The sequence below is a fragment of the Bacillus sp. PK6-013 genome, assembly GCF_054161445.1.
Genome location: NZ_CP096417.1, coordinates 4,175,539 through 4,190,959, shown reverse-complemented (window position 1 = coordinate 4,190,959; position 15,421 = coordinate 4,175,539). Strand labels below are relative to the sequence as shown.

Below are 15,421 nucleotides of genomic sequence, written 5' to 3'. Positions count from 1 at the left end.
AAGGATATTATACGGAATATAAGACCTTGCGGTCTTATAGACAGGTGCGTTTAGATCTTGTTTAGTTTTGAAGGATCATTCCTTCAAAGCGTGTTCTTTGAAAACTAGATAACAGTAGACATCACATTCAATTAGTAAGCAAGATATCACGTAGTGATTCTTTTTAACGGTTAAGTTAGAAAGGGCGCACGGTGGATGCCTTGGCACTAGGAGCCGATGAAGGACGGGACGAACACCGATATGCTTCGGGGAGCTGTAAGCAAGCTTTGATCCGGAGATTTCCGAATGGGGAAACCCACTGCTCGTAATGGAGCAGTATCCATATCTGAATTCATAGGATATGAGAAGGCAGACCCGGGGAACTGAAACATCTAAGTACCCGGAGGAAGAGAAAGCAAATGCGATTCCCTGAGTAGCGGCGAGCGAAACGGGAACAGCCCAAACCAAGAGGCTTGCCTCTTGGGGTTGTAGGACACTCTGTACGGAGTTACAAAGGAACGAGGTAGATGAAGAGGTCTGGAAAGGCCCGCCATAGGAGGTAACAGCCCTGTAGTCAAAATTTCGTTCTCTCCTGAGTGGATCCTGAGTACGGCGGAACACGTGAAATTCCGTCGGAATCCGGGAGGACCATCTCCCAAGGCTAAATACTCCCTAGTGACCGATAGTGAACCAGTACCGTGAGGGAAAGGTGAAAAGCACCCCGGAAGGGGAGTGAAAGAGATCCTGAAACCGTGTGCCTACAAGTAGTCAGAGCCCGTTAACGGGTGATGGCGTGCCTTTTGTAGAATGAACCGGCGAGTTACGATCCCGTGCAAGGTTAAGTTTGAAAAGACGGAGCCGCAGCGAAAGCGAGTCTGAATAGGGCGCATGAGTACGTGGTCGTAGACCCGAAACCAGGTGATCTACCCATGTCCAGGGTGAAGTTCAGGTAACACTGAATGGAGGCCCGAACCCACGCACGTTGAAAAGTGCGGGGATGAGGTGTGGGTAGGGGTGAAATGCCAATCGAACCTGGAGATAGCTGGTTCTCTCCGAAATAGCTTTAGGGCTAGCCTCAAGGTAAGAGTCTTGGAGGTAGAGCACTGATTGGACTAGGGGCCCCTACCGGGTTACCGAATTCAGTCAAACTCCGAATGCCAAAGACTTATCCTTGGGAGTCAGACTGCGAGTGATAAGATCCGTAGTCGAAAGGGAAACAGCCCAGACCGCCAGCTAAGGTCCCAAAGTATACGTTAAGTGGAAAAGGATGTGGAGTTGCTTAGACAACCAGGATGTTGGCTTAGAAGCAGCCATCATTTAAAGAGTGCGTAATAGCTCACTGGTCGAGTGACTCTGCGCCGAAAATGTACCGGGGCTAAACGTATCACCGAAGCTGCGGACTGTTCTTACGAACAGTGGTAGGAGAGCGTTCTAAGGGCTGTGAAGCGAGACCGGAAGGACTCGTGGAGCGCTTAGAAGTGAGAATGCCGGTATGAGTAGCGAAAGAGGGGTGAGAATCCCCTCCACCGAATGCCTAAGGTTTCCTGAGGAAGGCTCGTCCGCTCAGGGTTAGTCGGGACCTAAGCCGAGGCCGAAAGGCGTAGGCGATGGACAACAGGTTGATATTCCTGTACCACCTCCTCACCATTTGAGCAATGGGGGGACGCAGGAGGATAGGGTAAGCGCGGTATTGGATATCCGCGTCCAAGCAGTTAGGCTGGGAAATAGGCAAATCCGTTTCCCGTAAGGCTGAGCTGTGATGGCGAGCGAAATATAGTAGCGAAGTTCCTGATTCCACACTGCCAAGAAAAGCCTCTAGCGAGGTGAGAGGTGCCCGTACCGCAAACCGACACAGGTAGGCGAGGAGAGAATCCTAAGGTGATCGAGAGAACTCTCGTTAAGGAACTCGGCAAAATGACCCCGTAACTTCGGGAGAAGGGGTGCTCTGTTAGGGTGCAAGCCCGAGAGAGCCGCAGTGAATAGGCCCAGGCGACTGTTTAGCAAAAACACAGGTCTCTGCGAAGCCGTAAGGCGAAGTATAGGGGCTGACGCCTGCCCGGTGCTGGAAGGTTAAGAGGAGCGCTTAGCGTAAGCGAAGGTGCGAATTGAAGCCCCAGTAAACGGCGGCCGTAACTATAACGGTCCTAAGGTAGCGAAATTCCTTGTCGGGTAAGTTCCGACCCGCACGAAAGGCGCAACGATCTGGGCACTGTCTCAACGAGAGACTCGGTGAAATTATAGTACCTGTGAAGATGCAGGTTACCCGCGACAGGACGGAAAGACCCCGTGGAGCTTTACTGCAGCCTGATATTGAATGTTGGTACAGCTTGTACAGGATAGGTAGGAGCCTTGGAAACCGGAGCGCCAGCTTCGGTGGAGGCATCGGTGGGATACTACCCTGGCTGTATTGACCTTCTAACCCGCCGCCCTTATCGGGCGGGGAGACAGTGTCAGGTGGGCAGTTTGACTGGGGCGGTCGCCTCCTAAAAGGTAACGGAGGCGCCCAAAGGTTCCCTCAGAATGGTTGGAAATCATTCGCAGAGTGTAAAGGCACAAGGGAGCTTGACTGCGAGACCTACAAGTCGAGCAGGGACGAAAGTCGGGCTTAGTGATCCGGTGGTTCCGCATGGAAGGGCCATCGCTCAACGGATAAAAGCTACCCCGGGGATAACAGGCTTATCTCCCCCAAGAGTCCACATCGACGGGGAGGTTTGGCACCTCGATGTCGGCTCATCGCATCCTGGGGCTGTAGTCGGTCCCAAGGGTTGGGCTGTTCGCCCATTAAAGCGGTACGCGAGCTGGGTTCAGAACGTCGTGAGACAGTTCGGTCCCTATCCGTCGCGGGCGCAGGAAATTTGAGAGGAGCTGTCCTTAGTACGAGAGGACCGGGATGGACGCACCGCTGGTGTACCAGTTGTTCTGCCAAGGGCATCGCTGGGTAGCTATGTGCGGACGGGATAAGTGCTGAAAGCATCTAAGCATGAAGCCCCCCTCAAGATGAGATTTCCCATTCCGCAAGGAAGTAAGATCCCTGAAAGATGATCAGGTTGATAGGTCTGAGGTGGAAGTGTGGCGACACATGGAGCTGACAGATACTAATCGATCGAGGACTTAACCTAAATGTTTGTGAATCGTCTGACCGTTATCTAGTTTTGAGAGAATGCCTCTCAAAAGCCAAAGGCAAGGAAACTCGGCTAAAGGCCCTCACATCCTGTGAGGAACGCCCAGTACCTTCATCCTGAAGGCAATAGTTTGGTGGCGATAGCGAAGAGGTCACACCCGTTCCCATACCGAACACGGAAGTTAAGCTCTTCAGCGCCGATGGTAGTTGGGGGCTTCCCCCTGTGAGAGTAGGACGCCGCCAAGCTGTTGCACGCAAGTGCAAACGGAGGATTAGCTCAGCTGGGAGAGCATCTGCCTTACAAGCAGAGGGTCGGCGGTTCGATCCCGTCATCCTCCACCATTATAATATTTTGTTGATTAAGCCGGTGTAGCTCAATTGGTAGAGCAACTGACTTGTAATCAGTAGGTTGGGGGTTCAAGTCCTCTTGCCGGCACCACTTTTTTATGATATAATATTTAAGTCTCTTTTAAAGAGCCATTAGCTCAGTTGGTAGAGCATCTGACTTTTAATCAGAGGGTCGAAGGTTCGAGTCCTTCATGGCTCACCATTTTATGCGGGTGTGGCGGAATTGGCAGACGCGCTAGACTTAGGATCTAGTGTCTTTACGGCGTGGGGGTTCGAGTCCCTTCACCCGCATTATAAAAAAGATTTGCGGAAGTAGTTCAGTGGTAGAACACCACCTTGCCAAGGTGGGGGTCGCGGGTTCGAATCCCGTCTTCCGCTCCAACCATCCACGCCGGGGTGGTGGAATTGGCAGACACACAGGACTTAAAATCCTGCGGTAGGTGACTACCGTGCCGGTTCAAGTCCGGCCCTCGGCATTGACATATGCGCCCGTAGCTCAATTGGATAGAGCGTTTGACTACGGATCAAAAGGTTAGGGGTTCGACTCCTCTCGGGCGCGCCATTATGTGTAACGGGAAGTAGCTCAGCTTGGTAGAGCACATGGTTTGGGACCATGGGGTCGCAGGTTCGAATCCTGTCTTCCCGACCATTCTTTGGGGCCTTAGCTCAGCTGGGAGAGCGCCTGCTTTGCACGCAGGAGGTCAGCGGTTCGATCCCGCTAGGCTCCACCATTTATTTTCAAAAAAGCACTTGACTATTTATCTTAAAAGAGATATAATAATAGAGTTGCTTTAATAATGATCTTTGAAAACTAAACAAGACAAAACGTACCTGTTAATTCATTAAATAAATCGCACATGCGAATGTGCGTAGTCATTATCAAACTTCATGGAGAGTTTGATCCTGGCTCAGGACGAACGCTGGCGGCGTGCCTAATACATGCAAGTCGAGCGGACAGATGGGAGCTTGCTCCCTGATGTCAGCGGCGGACGGGTGAGTAACACGTGGGTAACCTGCCTGTAAGACTGGGATAACTCCGGGAAACCGGGGCTAATACCGGATGCTTGATTGAACCGCATGGTTCAATTATAAAAGGTGGCTTCGGCTACCACTTACAGATGGACCCGCGGCGCATTAGCTAGTTGGTGAGGTAACGGCTCACCAAGGCGACGATGCGTAGCCGACCTGAGAGGGTGATCGGCCACACTGGGACTGAGACACGGCCCAGACTCCTACGGGAGGCAGCAGTAGGGAATCTTCCGCAATGGACGAAAGTCTGACGGAGCAACGCCGCGTGAGTGATGAAGGTTTTCGGATCGTAAAACTCTGTTGTTAGGGAAGAACAAGTACCGTTCGAATAGGGCGGTACCTTGACGGTACCTAACCAGAAAGCCACGGCTAACTACGTGCCAGCAGCCGCGGTAATACGTAGGTGGCAAGCGTTGTCCGGAATTATTGGGCGTAAAGCGCGCGCAGGCGGTTTCTTAAGTCTGATGTGAAAGCCCCCGGCTCAACCGGGGAGGGTCATTGGAAACTGGGGAACTTGAGTGCAGAAGAGGAGAGTGGAATTCCACGTGTAGCGGTGAAATGCGTAGAGATGTGGAGGAACACCAGTGGCGAAGGCGACTCTCTGGTCTGTAACTGACGCTGAGGCGCGAAAGCGTGGGGAGCGAACAGGATTAGATACCCTGGTAGTCCACGCCGTAAACGATGAGTGCTAAGTGTTAGAGGGTTTCCGCCCTTTAGTGCTGCAGCAAACGCATTAAGCACTCCGCCTGGGGAGTACGGTCGCAAGACTGAAACTCAAAGGAATTGACGGGGGCCCGCACAAGCGGTGGAGCATGTGGTTTAATTCGAAGCAACGCGAAGAACCTTACCAGGTCTTGACATCCTCTGACAACCCTAGAGATAGGGCTTCCCCTTCGGGGGCAGAGTGACAGGTGGTGCATGGTTGTCGTCAGCTCGTGTCGTGAGATGTTGGGTTAAGTCCCGCAACGAGCGCAACCCTTGATCTTAGTTGCCAGCATTCAGTTGGGCACTCTAAGGTGACTGCCGGTGACAAACCGGAGGAAGGTGGGGATGACGTCAAATCATCATGCCCCTTATGACCTGGGCTACACACGTGCTACAATGGGCAGAACAAAGGGCAGCGAAGCCGCGAGGCTAAGCCAATCCCACAAATCTGTTCTCAGTTCGGATCGCAGTCTGCAACTCGACTGCGTGAAGCTGGAATCGCTAGTAATCGCGGATCAGCATGCCGCGGTGAATACGTTCCCGGGCCTTGTACACACCGCCCGTCACACCACGAGAGTTTGTAACACCCGAAGTCGGTGAGGTAACCTTTTGGAGCCAGCCGCCGAAGGTGGGACAGATGATTGGGGTGAAGTCGTAACAAGGTAGCCGTATCGGAAGGTGCGGCTGGATCACCTCCTTTCTAAGGATATTATACGGAATATAAGACCTTGCGGTCTTATAGACAGGTGCGTTTAGATCTTGTTTAGTTTTGAAGGATCATTCCTTCAAAGCGTGTTCTTTGAAAACTAGATAACAGTAGACATCACATTCAATTAGTAAGCAAGATATCACGTAGTGATTCTTTTTAACGGTTAAGTTAGAAAGGGCGCACGGTGGATGCCTTGGCACTAGGAGCCGATGAAGGACGGGACGAACACCGATATGCTTCGGGGAGCTGTAAGCAAGCTTTGATCCGGAGATTTCCGAATGGGGAAACCCACTGCTCGTAATGGAGCAGTATCCATATCTGAATTCATAGGATATGAGAAGGCAGACCCGGGGAACTGAAACATCTAAGTACCCGGAGGAAGAGAAAGCAAATGCGATTCCCTGAGTAGCGGCGAGCGAAACGGGAACAGCCCAAACCAAGAGGCTTGCCTCTTGGGGTTGTAGGACACTCTGTACGGAGTTACAAAGGAACGAGGTAGATGAAGAGGTCTGGAAAGGCCCGCCATAGGAGGTAACAGCCCTGTAGTCAAAATTTCGTTCTCTCCTGAGTGGATCCTGAGTACGGCGGAACACGTGAAATTCCGTCGGAATCCGGGAGGACCATCTCCCAAGGCTAAATACTCCCTAGTGACCGATAGTGAACCAGTACCGTGAGGGAAAGGTGAAAAGCACCCCGGAAGGGGAGTGAAAGAGATCCTGAAACCGTGTGCCTACAAGTAGTCAGAGCCCGTTAACGGGTGATGGCGTGCCTTTTGTAGAATGAACCGGCGAGTTACGATCCCGTGCAAGGTTAAGTTTGAAAAGACGGAGCCGCAGCGAAAGCGAGTCTGAATAGGGCGCATGAGTACGTGGTCGTAGACCCGAAACCAGGTGATCTACCCATGTCCAGGGTGAAGTTCAGGTAACACTGAATGGAGGCCCGAACCCACGCACGTTGAAAAGTGCGGGGATGAGGTGTGGGTAGGGGTGAAATGCCAATCGAACCTGGAGATAGCTGGTTCTCTCCGAAATAGCTTTAGGGCTAGCCTCAAGGTAAGAGTCTTGGAGGTAGAGCACTGATTGGACTAGGGGCCCCTACCGGGTTACCGAATTCAGTCAAACTCCGAATGCCAAAGACTTATCCTTGGGAGTCAGACTGCGAGTGATAAGATCCGTAGTCGAAAGGGAAACAGCCCAGACCGCCAGCTAAGGTCCCAAAGTATACGTTAAGTGGAAAAGGATGTGGAGTTGCTTAGACAACCAGGATGTTGGCTTAGAAGCAGCCATCATTTAAAGAGTGCGTAATAGCTCACTGGTCGAGTGACTCTGCGCCGAAAATGTACCGGGGCTAAACGTATCACCGAAGCTGCGGACTGTTCTTACGAACAGTGGTAGGAGAGCGTTCTAAGGGCTGTGAAGCGAGACCGGAAGGACTCGTGGAGCGCTTAGAAGTGAGAATGCCGGTATGAGTAGCGAAAGAGGGGTGAGAATCCCCTCCACCGAATGCCTAAGGTTTCCTGAGGAAGGCTCGTCCGCTCAGGGTTAGTCGGGACCTAAGCCGAGGCCGAAAGGCGTAGGCGATGGACAACAGGTTGATATTCCTGTACCACCTCCTCACCATTTGAGCAATGGGGGGACGCAGGAGGATAGGGTAAGCGCGGTATTGGATATCCGCGTCCAAGCAGTTAGGCTGGGAAATAGGCAAATCCGTTTCCCGTAAGGCTGAGCTGTGATGGCGAGCGAAATATAGTAGCGAAGTTCCTGATTCCACACTGCCAAGAAAAGCCTCTAGCGAGGTGAGAGGTGCCCGTACCGCAAACCGACACAGGTAGGCGAGGAGAGAATCCTAAGGTGATCGAGAGAACTCTCGTTAAGGAACTCGGCAAAATGACCCCGTAACTTCGGGAGAAGGGGTGCTCTGTTAGGGTGCAAGCCCGAGAGAGCCGCAGTGAATAGGCCCAGGCGACTGTTTAGCAAAAACACAGGTCTCTGCGAAGCCGTAAGGCGAAGTATAGGGGCTGACGCCTGCCCGGTGCTGGAAGGTTAAGAGGAGCGCTTAGCGTAAGCGAAGGTGCGAATTGAAGCCCCAGTAAACGGCGGCCGTAACTATAACGGTCCTAAGGTAGCGAAATTCCTTGTCGGGTAAGTTCCGACCCGCACGAAAGGCGCAACGATCTGGGCACTGTCTCAACGAGAGACTCGGTGAAATTATAGTACCTGTGAAGATGCAGGTTACCCGCGACAGGACGGAAAGACCCCGTGGAGCTTTACTGCAGCCTGATATTGAATGTTGGTACAGCTTGTACAGGATAGGTAGGAGCCTTGGAAACCGGAGCGCCAGCTTCGGTGGAGGCATCGGTGGGATACTACCCTGGCTGTATTGACCTTCTAACCCGCCGCCCTTATCGGGCGGGGAGACAGTGTCAGGTGGGCAGTTTGACTGGGGCGGTCGCCTCCTAAAAGGTAACGGAGGCGCCCAAAGGTTCCCTCAGAATGGTTGGAAATCATTCGCAGAGTGTAAAGGCACAAGGGAGCTTGACTGCGAGACCTACAAGTCGAGCAGGGACGAAAGTCGGGCTTAGTGATCCGGTGGTTCCGCATGGAAGGGCCATCGCTCAACGGATAAAAGCTACCCCGGGGATAACAGGCTTATCTCCCCCAAGAGTCCACATCGACGGGGAGGTTTGGCACCTCGATGTCGGCTCATCGCATCCTGGGGCTGTAGTCGGTCCCAAGGGTTGGGCTGTTCGCCCATTAAAGCGGTACGCGAGCTGGGTTCAGAACGTCGTGAGACAGTTCGGTCCCTATCCGTCGCGGGCGCAGGAAATTTGAGAGGAGCTGTCCTTAGTACGAGAGGACCGGGATGGACGCACCGCTGGTGTACCAGTTGTTCTGCCAAGGGCATCGCTGGGTAGCTATGTGCGGACGGGATAAGTGCTGAAAGCATCTAAGCATGAAGCCCCCCTCAAGATGAGATTTCCCATTCCGCAAGGAAGTAAGATCCCTGAAAGATGATCAGGTTGATAGGTCTGAGGTGGAAGTGTGGCGACACATGGAGCTGACAGATACTAATCGATCGAGGACTTAACCTAAATGTTTGTGAATCGTCTGACCGTTATCTAGTTTTGAGAGAATGCCTCTCAAAAGCCAAAGGCAAGGAAACTCGGCTAAAGGCCCTCACATCCTGTGAGGAACGCCCAGTACCTTCATCCTGAAGGCAATAGTTTGGTGGCGATAGCGAAGAGGTCACACCCGTTCCCATACCGAACACGGAAGTTAAGCTCTTCAGCGCCGATGGTAGTTGGGGGCTTCCCCCTGTGAGAGTAGGACGCCGCCAAGCACTTAAAAAGACCAGCTGATATCAGCTGGTCTTTTTTCTTGTTCCCTAAGGTTTTACGATAGCCAAAAGTGGAAATAATAAAGGACGAAGAGCAATTAGTTGAAAAAAAAGCGAAAACCACTTATAGTAAAGTTAAAGTCAAATATAGTCAAAGTCAAGTGAAGGAGGGGGCTGAGTGGGGAAAAATATTTCTGACATAATCGAACAGTATTTGAAACAAATATTAGAACAGAACGGGAAAGAAATATTAGAGATTAAACGGAGCGAAATAGCCGATAAATTTCAGTGTGTTCCTTCTCAGATCAATTACGTGATCAATACGCGTTTTACGAGTGAGCGCGGATACATCGTCGAAAGCAAAAGAGGCGGCGGCGGTTATATCCGAATTATTAAAATTAAAATGAACGATAAAATTGATTTGATTGACAACATTATGAATCATATCTATACAAGGCTCTCCCAGGCTGCTTCAGACGATATCATTTTAAGGCTTTTAGAAAATGGTGTCATTACAAAAAGTGAAGCAAAATTGATGGTGAGTGTCATGGATCGTTCTGTATTATATATTGATTTGCCTGAACGAGACGAATTAAGAGCAAGAATGATGAAAGCCATGCTTACGTCACTTAAATTTAAGTAAAGCGGGTGAGAAGCGTGATATGTCAAGAGTGTAAAGAAAGACCAGCAACTTTTCACTTTACGAAAGTCATTAATGGCGAAAAAAAAGAAATGCATATCTGTGAACAATGTGCGAAAGAAAACAGTGAGTCATATTCTATGAATGAAAGTGGCGGATTTTCCATCCATAATTTGTTATCCGGACTGCTGAATTTTGACTCGTCTTTTACTAACAGCAGCGAGGCTCAGCTTTTTCAACAGCCGGACCAGGTTCTGAGATGCAAAAAATGCAATATGACATTCCCGGAATTTCGAAAAACAGGCCGATTTGGATGTTCGGAATGTTATAAAACCTTCCATTCCTATATCACTCCGGTTTTAAGGAAAGTTCACAGCGGGAACACGGTCCATGCCGGTAAAATACCAAAGCGGATCGGCGGTAACCTGCATGTAAGAAGACAAATTGAAGCATTGAAAAAAGAGCTGAAAGAATTAATTCAGCAGGAGGAATTTGAAAAAGCAGCCAACATTAGAGACCAGATCAGGTCGCTTGAACAAAACCTGAATGCAAACAAGGAGGAGGAGGACTGATGTCACTGCAGCATTTTATTCAGAATGCTTTAAGCAATTGGATGCGGCAGGAAGGCCCTGAAAGTGACATCGTGCTTAGCAGCCGGATCCGTCTTGCTCGCAACTTGGATAAAGTTCGTTTTCCAACGCTTTTTTCAAACGAAGAGGCTTCAGCGATTATTACATTGTTTGAAGAACAATTCACAGGCTATGAAGTGCCAGGTATTGGGAAATTTGAGCTTGTGAAAATGGATCAGGTGCAGCCTTTGGAAAAAAGGGTTCTTGTAGAAAAACATCTGATCAGTCCGCATTTGACGGAAGCTTCCTTTGGCGCATGCCTTCTTTCTGAAAATGAAGAAGTGAGTATTATGCTGAATGAGGAAGATCATATTCGCATTCAATGTCTGTTCCCGGGATTTCAGCTTTCAGAAGCATTAAAAGCAGCAAATCAGGTGGACGATTGGATTGAAGAACGGATTGACTATGCTTTTTCAGAACAAAGAGGCTACTTAACCAGCTGTCCTACAAATGTCGGAACCGGGCTTAGAGCTTCTGTCATGATGCACCTTCCTGCTTTAGTGTTAACTAGGCAAATAAACAGAATTATTCCGGCAATTAATCAATTGGGGCTTGTTGTTAGAGGAATTTACGGTGAAGGCAGCGAAGCATTAGGGAATATCTTTCAAATTTCCAACCAAATTACCCTCGGTAAATCGGAACACGACATTGTCGAAGATCTGAACAGCGTCGTTGCTCAGTTGATCGAACAAGAGCGTTCAGCAAGAAAGGCGCTTTATCAGACTTCGCAAATCGAGCTTGAAGACCGCGTCTACAGATCTTACGGCGTACTGTCCAATTGCCGGATGATCGAATCGAAAGAAACAGCAAGATGTCTTTCAGACGTTCGTCTTGGAATTGACCTGGGGATAATAAAAGGTCTTTCCAGCAATATACTTAATGAGCTGATGATCCTCACGCAGCCTGGATTTCTCCAGCAATATTCAGGAGGAGTCTTAAGGCCAAACGAGAGGGACATCAGGCGGGCTGCTCTTATCAGGGAGCGTCTGAAATTAGAAAACAACGGCAATAGACAGGAGGATGAAACGATATGATGTTTGGAAGATTCACAGAAAGAGCACAAAAAGTATTGGCGCTTGCTCAAGAAGAAGCTCTGCGTCTGGGCCATAATAACATTGGAACAGAACATATTCTCCTCGGCCTTGTCCGCGAGGGAGAAGGGATTGCTGCAAAGGCGCTGCAGGCATTGGGACTCAGCCCTGACAAGATTCAAAAAGAAGTTGAAAGCCTCATTGGCCGAGGGCAAGAGATGTCACAATCGATCCATTACACACCGAGAGCCAAAAAAGTGACTGAACTGGCGATGGATGAAGCAAGAAAGCTTGGTCACTCCTACGTTGGAACTGAACACATCCTCCTCGGCTTAATCCGAGAAGGGGAAGGTGTTGCGGCAAGGGTGCTGAATAATTTAGGCGTCAGCTTAAACAAAGCGAGACAGCAAGTATTGCAGCTGTTGGGCAGCAATGAGAGCGGTGGCGCTGCTTCAGGCGCCAACAGCAATGCCAACACACCAACCTTAGACAGTCTTGCCAGGGATCTCACGGCGATTGCAAAAGAAGACAGCCTTGACCCCGTAATCGGCAGAAGCAAAGAAATTCAGCGCGTAATTGAAGTGCTGAGCCGCAGAACGAAAAACAACCCTGTGTTAATCGGGGAGCCCGGTGTCGGTAAGACAGCGATTGCCGAAGGCCTCGCCCAGCAGATCATCAATAACGAAGTACCGGAGATTCTCCGCGATAAGCGAGTTATGACGCTTGATATGGGAACGGTTGTTGCTGGTACGAAATACCGCGGTGAATTTGAAGACCGCCTGAAAAAAGTGATGGACGAAATTCGTCAAGCGGGAAATATCATCCTCTTTATCGATGAGCTGCATACTCTCATCGGAGCCGGGGGAGCGGAAGGGGCCATCGATGCCTCCAATATCCTTAAACCGTCGCTGGCGCGCGGAGAGCTGCAATGCATCGGAGCGACAACCCTTGATGAATACCGCAAATACATTGAAAAAGATGCTGCACTCGAACGGCGTTTTCAGCCGATTCAGGTTGACCAGCCGTCTCCTGAAGAGAGCATTCAAATATTGAGAGGTCTCAGAGACCGCTATGAAGCCCACCACCGCGTATCGATTACGGATGAAGCGATCGAAGCGGCTGTGAAGCTGTCAGACCGGTATATTTCGGACCGTTTTCTGCCTGACAAGGCGATCGACTTAATCGATGAAGCCGGTTCAAAGGTTCGCCTGCGTTCATTTACAACGCCTCCGAACTTAAAAGAGCTTGAACAAAAGCTTGATGAGGTAAGGAAAGAAAAAGATGCCGCTGTCCAAAGCCAGGAATTCGAAAAAGCAGCGTCATTACGGGATACGGAGCAGCGCCTGCGCGAACAGGTCGAAGAAACCAAAAAAACCTGGAAAGAAAAGCAGGGACAGGAAAATTCCGAAGTGACCGTCGACGATATTGCAATGGTTGTTTCAAGCTGGACCGGAGTGCCGGTTTCGAAAATTGCGCAGACTGAAACAGACAAATTACTGAACATGGAGAGCATTCTTCATTCCCGCGTTATCGGCCAAGATGAGGCTGTCGTTGCGGTTGCCAAAGCAGTCAGACGCGCACGTGCCGGCTTAAAAGATCCAAAACGTCCTATCGGTTCGTTTATTTTCCTCGGCCCTACAGGCGTAGGAAAAACGGAGCTTGCCCGTGCACTTGCCGAGTCCATTTTCGGCGATGAAGAAGCCATGATTCGCATCGATATGTCCGAGTATATGGAAAAACATTCAACATCAAGACTCGTCGGTTCCCCTCCGGGATATGTCGGCTATGATGAAGGCGGACAGCTCACTGAAAAAGTGAGAAGAAAACCGTATTCCGTCGTCTTGCTTGACGAAATCGAAAAAGCGCACCCTGATGTCTTCAATATTTTGCTGCAAGTGCTTGAAGACGGTCGCCTGACTGATTCAAAAGGGCGCACGGTCGACTTTAGAAATACGATTTTGATCATGACATCAAACGTCGGTGCGAGCGAACTGAGAAGAAATAAATACGTCGGGTTTAATGTGCAGGATGAAACCCAGAATTATAAAGATATGAAAGACAAAGTCATGGGCGAATTAAAACGCGCCTTCAGACCTGAATTTATCAACCGGATTGATGAGATTATCGTCTTCCACTCTTTGGAGAAAAAACATTTGAAAGATATTGTATCCCTCATGTCAGAACAATTAACTAAGCGTCTGAAAGAACAGGATCTGTCAATTGAGCTGACTGAAGCGGCTAAAGAAAAAATTGCCGATGAAGGCGTGGATCTCGAATACGGGGCGCGCCCTCTCAGAAGAGCAATCCAAAAACACGTGGAGGACCGGCTGTCTGAAGAGCTCCTGAAAGGCCATATTGAAAAAGGCCAGCATATTGTTTTGGATGTAGAAGGCGGAGAATTTGTCGTAAAAACCGAAGCTAAAACGAACTAATATAGAGACAAAAGAAAGAGGCATACGATGTTCATCAGTATGCCTCACTTTCTTATAAAGGGAGCGTTTTGAAAAATCAATGGCTAAAACAAAGACTAAATTCATTTGTCACTCATGCGGTTACGAATCCGCCAAGTGGATGGGGAAGTGCCCCGGATGCGGCACATGGAATACCATGGTGGAAGAAACGATAAAAAAACCCGCCGCCAACAGAAGAACCGCTTTTTCACATTCCGTTCAAACGGTGCAAAAGCCTTCACCTCTCACTTCAATCGAAACAACAGAAGAGCCGCGAATTAAAACGAAACTGGGCGAATTCAACCGCGTCTTGGGAAACGGTATTGTCAAAGGTTCACTCGTTTTAATCGGAGGCGATCCCGGCATCGGGAAATCAACCTTGCTGCTTCAAGTATCTGCCCAGCTCGCTGATTCAAAAGAAAATGTCCTGTACATCTCAGGTGAAGAATCGGTCAAGCAGACAAAGCTGAGAGCAGACCGTCTAGGCATCAACAGTCCCACTCTTCACGTTTTATCTGAAACCGATATGGAGTATATTACGTCTTCTATAGAAGAGATGAATCCATCATTCGTGGTGGTTGATTCGATTCAAACCGTTTACCAAAGTGATATTACATCTGCTCCAGGCAGCGTGTCCCAGGTCAGGGAATGCACCGCTGAGCTGATGAGAATTGCAAAAACAAAAGGGATTCCGATATTTATCGTCGGGCATGTCACAAAAGAAGGTTCGATTGCCGGACCGAGACTTCTGGAACATATGGTCGACACCGTCCTTTATTTTGAAGGTGAGCGGCATCATACATTTCGGATTTTAAGAGCCGTCAAAAACCGGTTTGGATCAACGAATGAAATGGGAATCTTTGAAATGAGGGAAGAGGGCCTGACAGAAGTGCTGAATCCGTCGGAGATCTTTCTCGAAGAGCGCTCGGCTGGAGCAGCCGGCTCGAGTGTCGTGGCTTCAATGGAAGGCACGAGGCCGGTCTTAGTAGAGATTCAGGCGCTGATTTCCCCGACAAGTTTTGGAAATCCGCGCAGGATGGCAACCGGAATTGATCATAACCGCGTCTCATTGCTGATGGCGGTTTTAGAGAAAAGGGTTGGGCTGCTGCTGCAAAATCAAGACGCCTATTTAAAAGTCGCCGGCGGCGTCAAGCTGGACGAGCCGGCGATCGACCTCGCCGTTGCTGTGAGCATCGCCTCAAGCTTCAGAGACACCCCGCCTCATCCGACGGATTGTTTTATCGGCGAAGTCGGCTTGACAGGGGAAGTCCGCAGAGTATCAAGGATAGAACAGAGGGTGCAGGAAGCGGCGAAGCTTGGTTTTAAAAGAATGATTATTCCTTCTGCAAATGTGGAAGGATGGACAAAGCCGAAAGGAATTGAAGTCGTCGGCGTTGAAAATGTAGCTGAGGCCCTTCGAGCTTCATTAGGAGGATCATAATAT

At 49.8% G+C, this 15,421-nt stretch carries 5 protein-coding genes, 9 tRNA genes and 5 rRNA genes; all 19 read left to right on the top strand.

What is annotated here, in order from left to right:
* Positions 1 to 168: 168 nt before the first annotated feature.
* The 19 genes from M1E03_RS21115 (at position 169) to radA (ending at position 15,418) form a co-directional block, all read left to right on the top strand.
* Positions 169 to 3,098, top strand: a 23S ribosomal RNA gene (locus M1E03_RS21115).
* Positions 3,099 to 3,230: 132 nt separating this feature from the next.
* Positions 3,231 to 3,346: ribosomal RNA gene (rrf, locus tag M1E03_RS21110) — 5S ribosomal RNA — on the top strand.
* 20 nt (positions 3,347 to 3,366) lie between these two features.
* A tRNA-Val gene (locus tag M1E03_RS21105) sits at positions 3,367 to 3,442 on the top strand.
* Positions 3,443 to 3,463: 21 nt separating this feature from the next.
* Positions 3,464 to 3,539 (top strand) — tRNA-Thr (locus M1E03_RS21100).
* 35 nt (positions 3,540 to 3,574) lie between these two features.
* Positions 3,575 to 3,650, top strand: a tRNA-Lys gene (locus M1E03_RS21095).
* Between the two features lie 6 nt (positions 3,651 to 3,656).
* Positions 3,657 to 3,739: transfer RNA gene (locus M1E03_RS21090), tRNA-Leu, on the top strand.
* 15 nt (positions 3,740 to 3,754) lie between these two features.
* Positions 3,755 to 3,829: transfer RNA gene (locus M1E03_RS21085), tRNA-Gly, on the top strand.
* Positions 3,830 to 3,838: 9 nt separating this feature from the next.
* Positions 3,839 to 3,924: transfer RNA gene (locus M1E03_RS21080), tRNA-Leu, on the top strand.
* Positions 3,925 to 3,933: 9 nt separating this feature from the next.
* Positions 3,934 to 4,010, top strand: a tRNA-Arg gene (locus M1E03_RS21075).
* A gap of 10 nt (positions 4,011 to 4,020) precedes the next feature.
* Positions 4,021 to 4,097 (top strand) — tRNA-Pro (locus M1E03_RS21070).
* 6 nt (positions 4,098 to 4,103) lie between these two features.
* Positions 4,104 to 4,179: transfer RNA gene (locus M1E03_RS21065), tRNA-Ala, on the top strand.
* A 154-nt stretch (positions 4,180 to 4,333) separates the two neighbouring features.
* Positions 4,334 to 5,882, top strand: a 16S ribosomal RNA gene (locus tag M1E03_RS21060).
* Between the two features lie 170 nt (positions 5,883 to 6,052).
* A 23S ribosomal RNA gene (locus M1E03_RS21055) occupies positions 6,053 to 8,982 on the top strand.
* 132 nt (positions 8,983 to 9,114) lie between these two features.
* Positions 9,115 to 9,230 (top strand): 5S ribosomal RNA (gene rrf / locus M1E03_RS21050).
* Together the 16S, 23S and 5S rRNA genes with 9 tRNA genes alongside form the textbook arrangement of a ribosomal RNA operon.
* Before the next feature lie 175 nt (positions 9,231 to 9,405).
* Positions 9,406 to 9,870, top strand: coding sequence for a CtsR family transcriptional regulator (locus tag M1E03_RS21045; RefSeq protein ID WP_020449835.1), 465 nt, complete (start codon positions 9,406 to 9,408; stop codon positions 9,868 to 9,870).
* A gap of 14 nt (positions 9,871 to 9,884) precedes the next feature.
* Entirely contained in the window at positions 9,885 to 10,439 is a 555-nt protein-coding gene (locus M1E03_RS21040; protein WP_003178271.1) for a UvrB/UvrC motif-containing protein, read from the top strand.
* Positions 10,439 to 11,530: a protein arginine kinase gene (locus tag M1E03_RS21035; RefSeq protein ID WP_023855926.1), complete on the top strand. Its 1,092-nt coding sequence runs from the start codon at positions 10,439 to 10,441 to the stop codon at positions 11,528 to 11,530. The genes M1E03_RS21040 and M1E03_RS21035 overlap by 1 nt, the downstream gene beginning before the upstream one ends.
* Complete coding sequence (gene clpC / locus M1E03_RS21030; RefSeq protein WP_020449838.1) at positions 11,527 to 13,959, top strand: ATP-dependent protease ATP-binding subunit ClpC; 2,433 nt, start codon at positions 11,527 to 11,529, stop codon at positions 13,957 to 13,959. The genes M1E03_RS21035 and clpC overlap by 4 nt, the downstream gene beginning before the upstream one ends.
* Positions 13,960 to 14,038: 79 nt before the next feature.
* Positions 14,039 to 15,418, top strand: coding sequence for a DNA repair protein RadA (radA, locus tag M1E03_RS21025; RefSeq protein ID WP_020449839.1), 1,380 nt, complete (start codon positions 14,039 to 14,041; stop codon positions 15,416 to 15,418).
* Positions 15,419 to 15,421: the final 3 nt, after the last annotated feature.

What these genes read in the sequence shown, in the direction of transcription:
- M1E03_RS21035 (WP_023855926.1), top strand. Translation starts at nt 10,439, where the DNA reads ATGTCACTGCAGCATTTTATTCAGAATGCTTTAAGCAATTGGATGCGG.
- clpC (WP_020449838.1), top strand. Translation starts at nt 11,527, where the DNA reads ATGATGTTTGGAAGATTCACAGAAAGAGCACAAAAAGTATTGGCGCTT.
- radA (WP_020449839.1), top strand. Translation starts at nt 14,039, where the DNA reads ATGGCTAAAACAAAGACTAAATTCATTTGTCACTCATGCGGTTACGAA.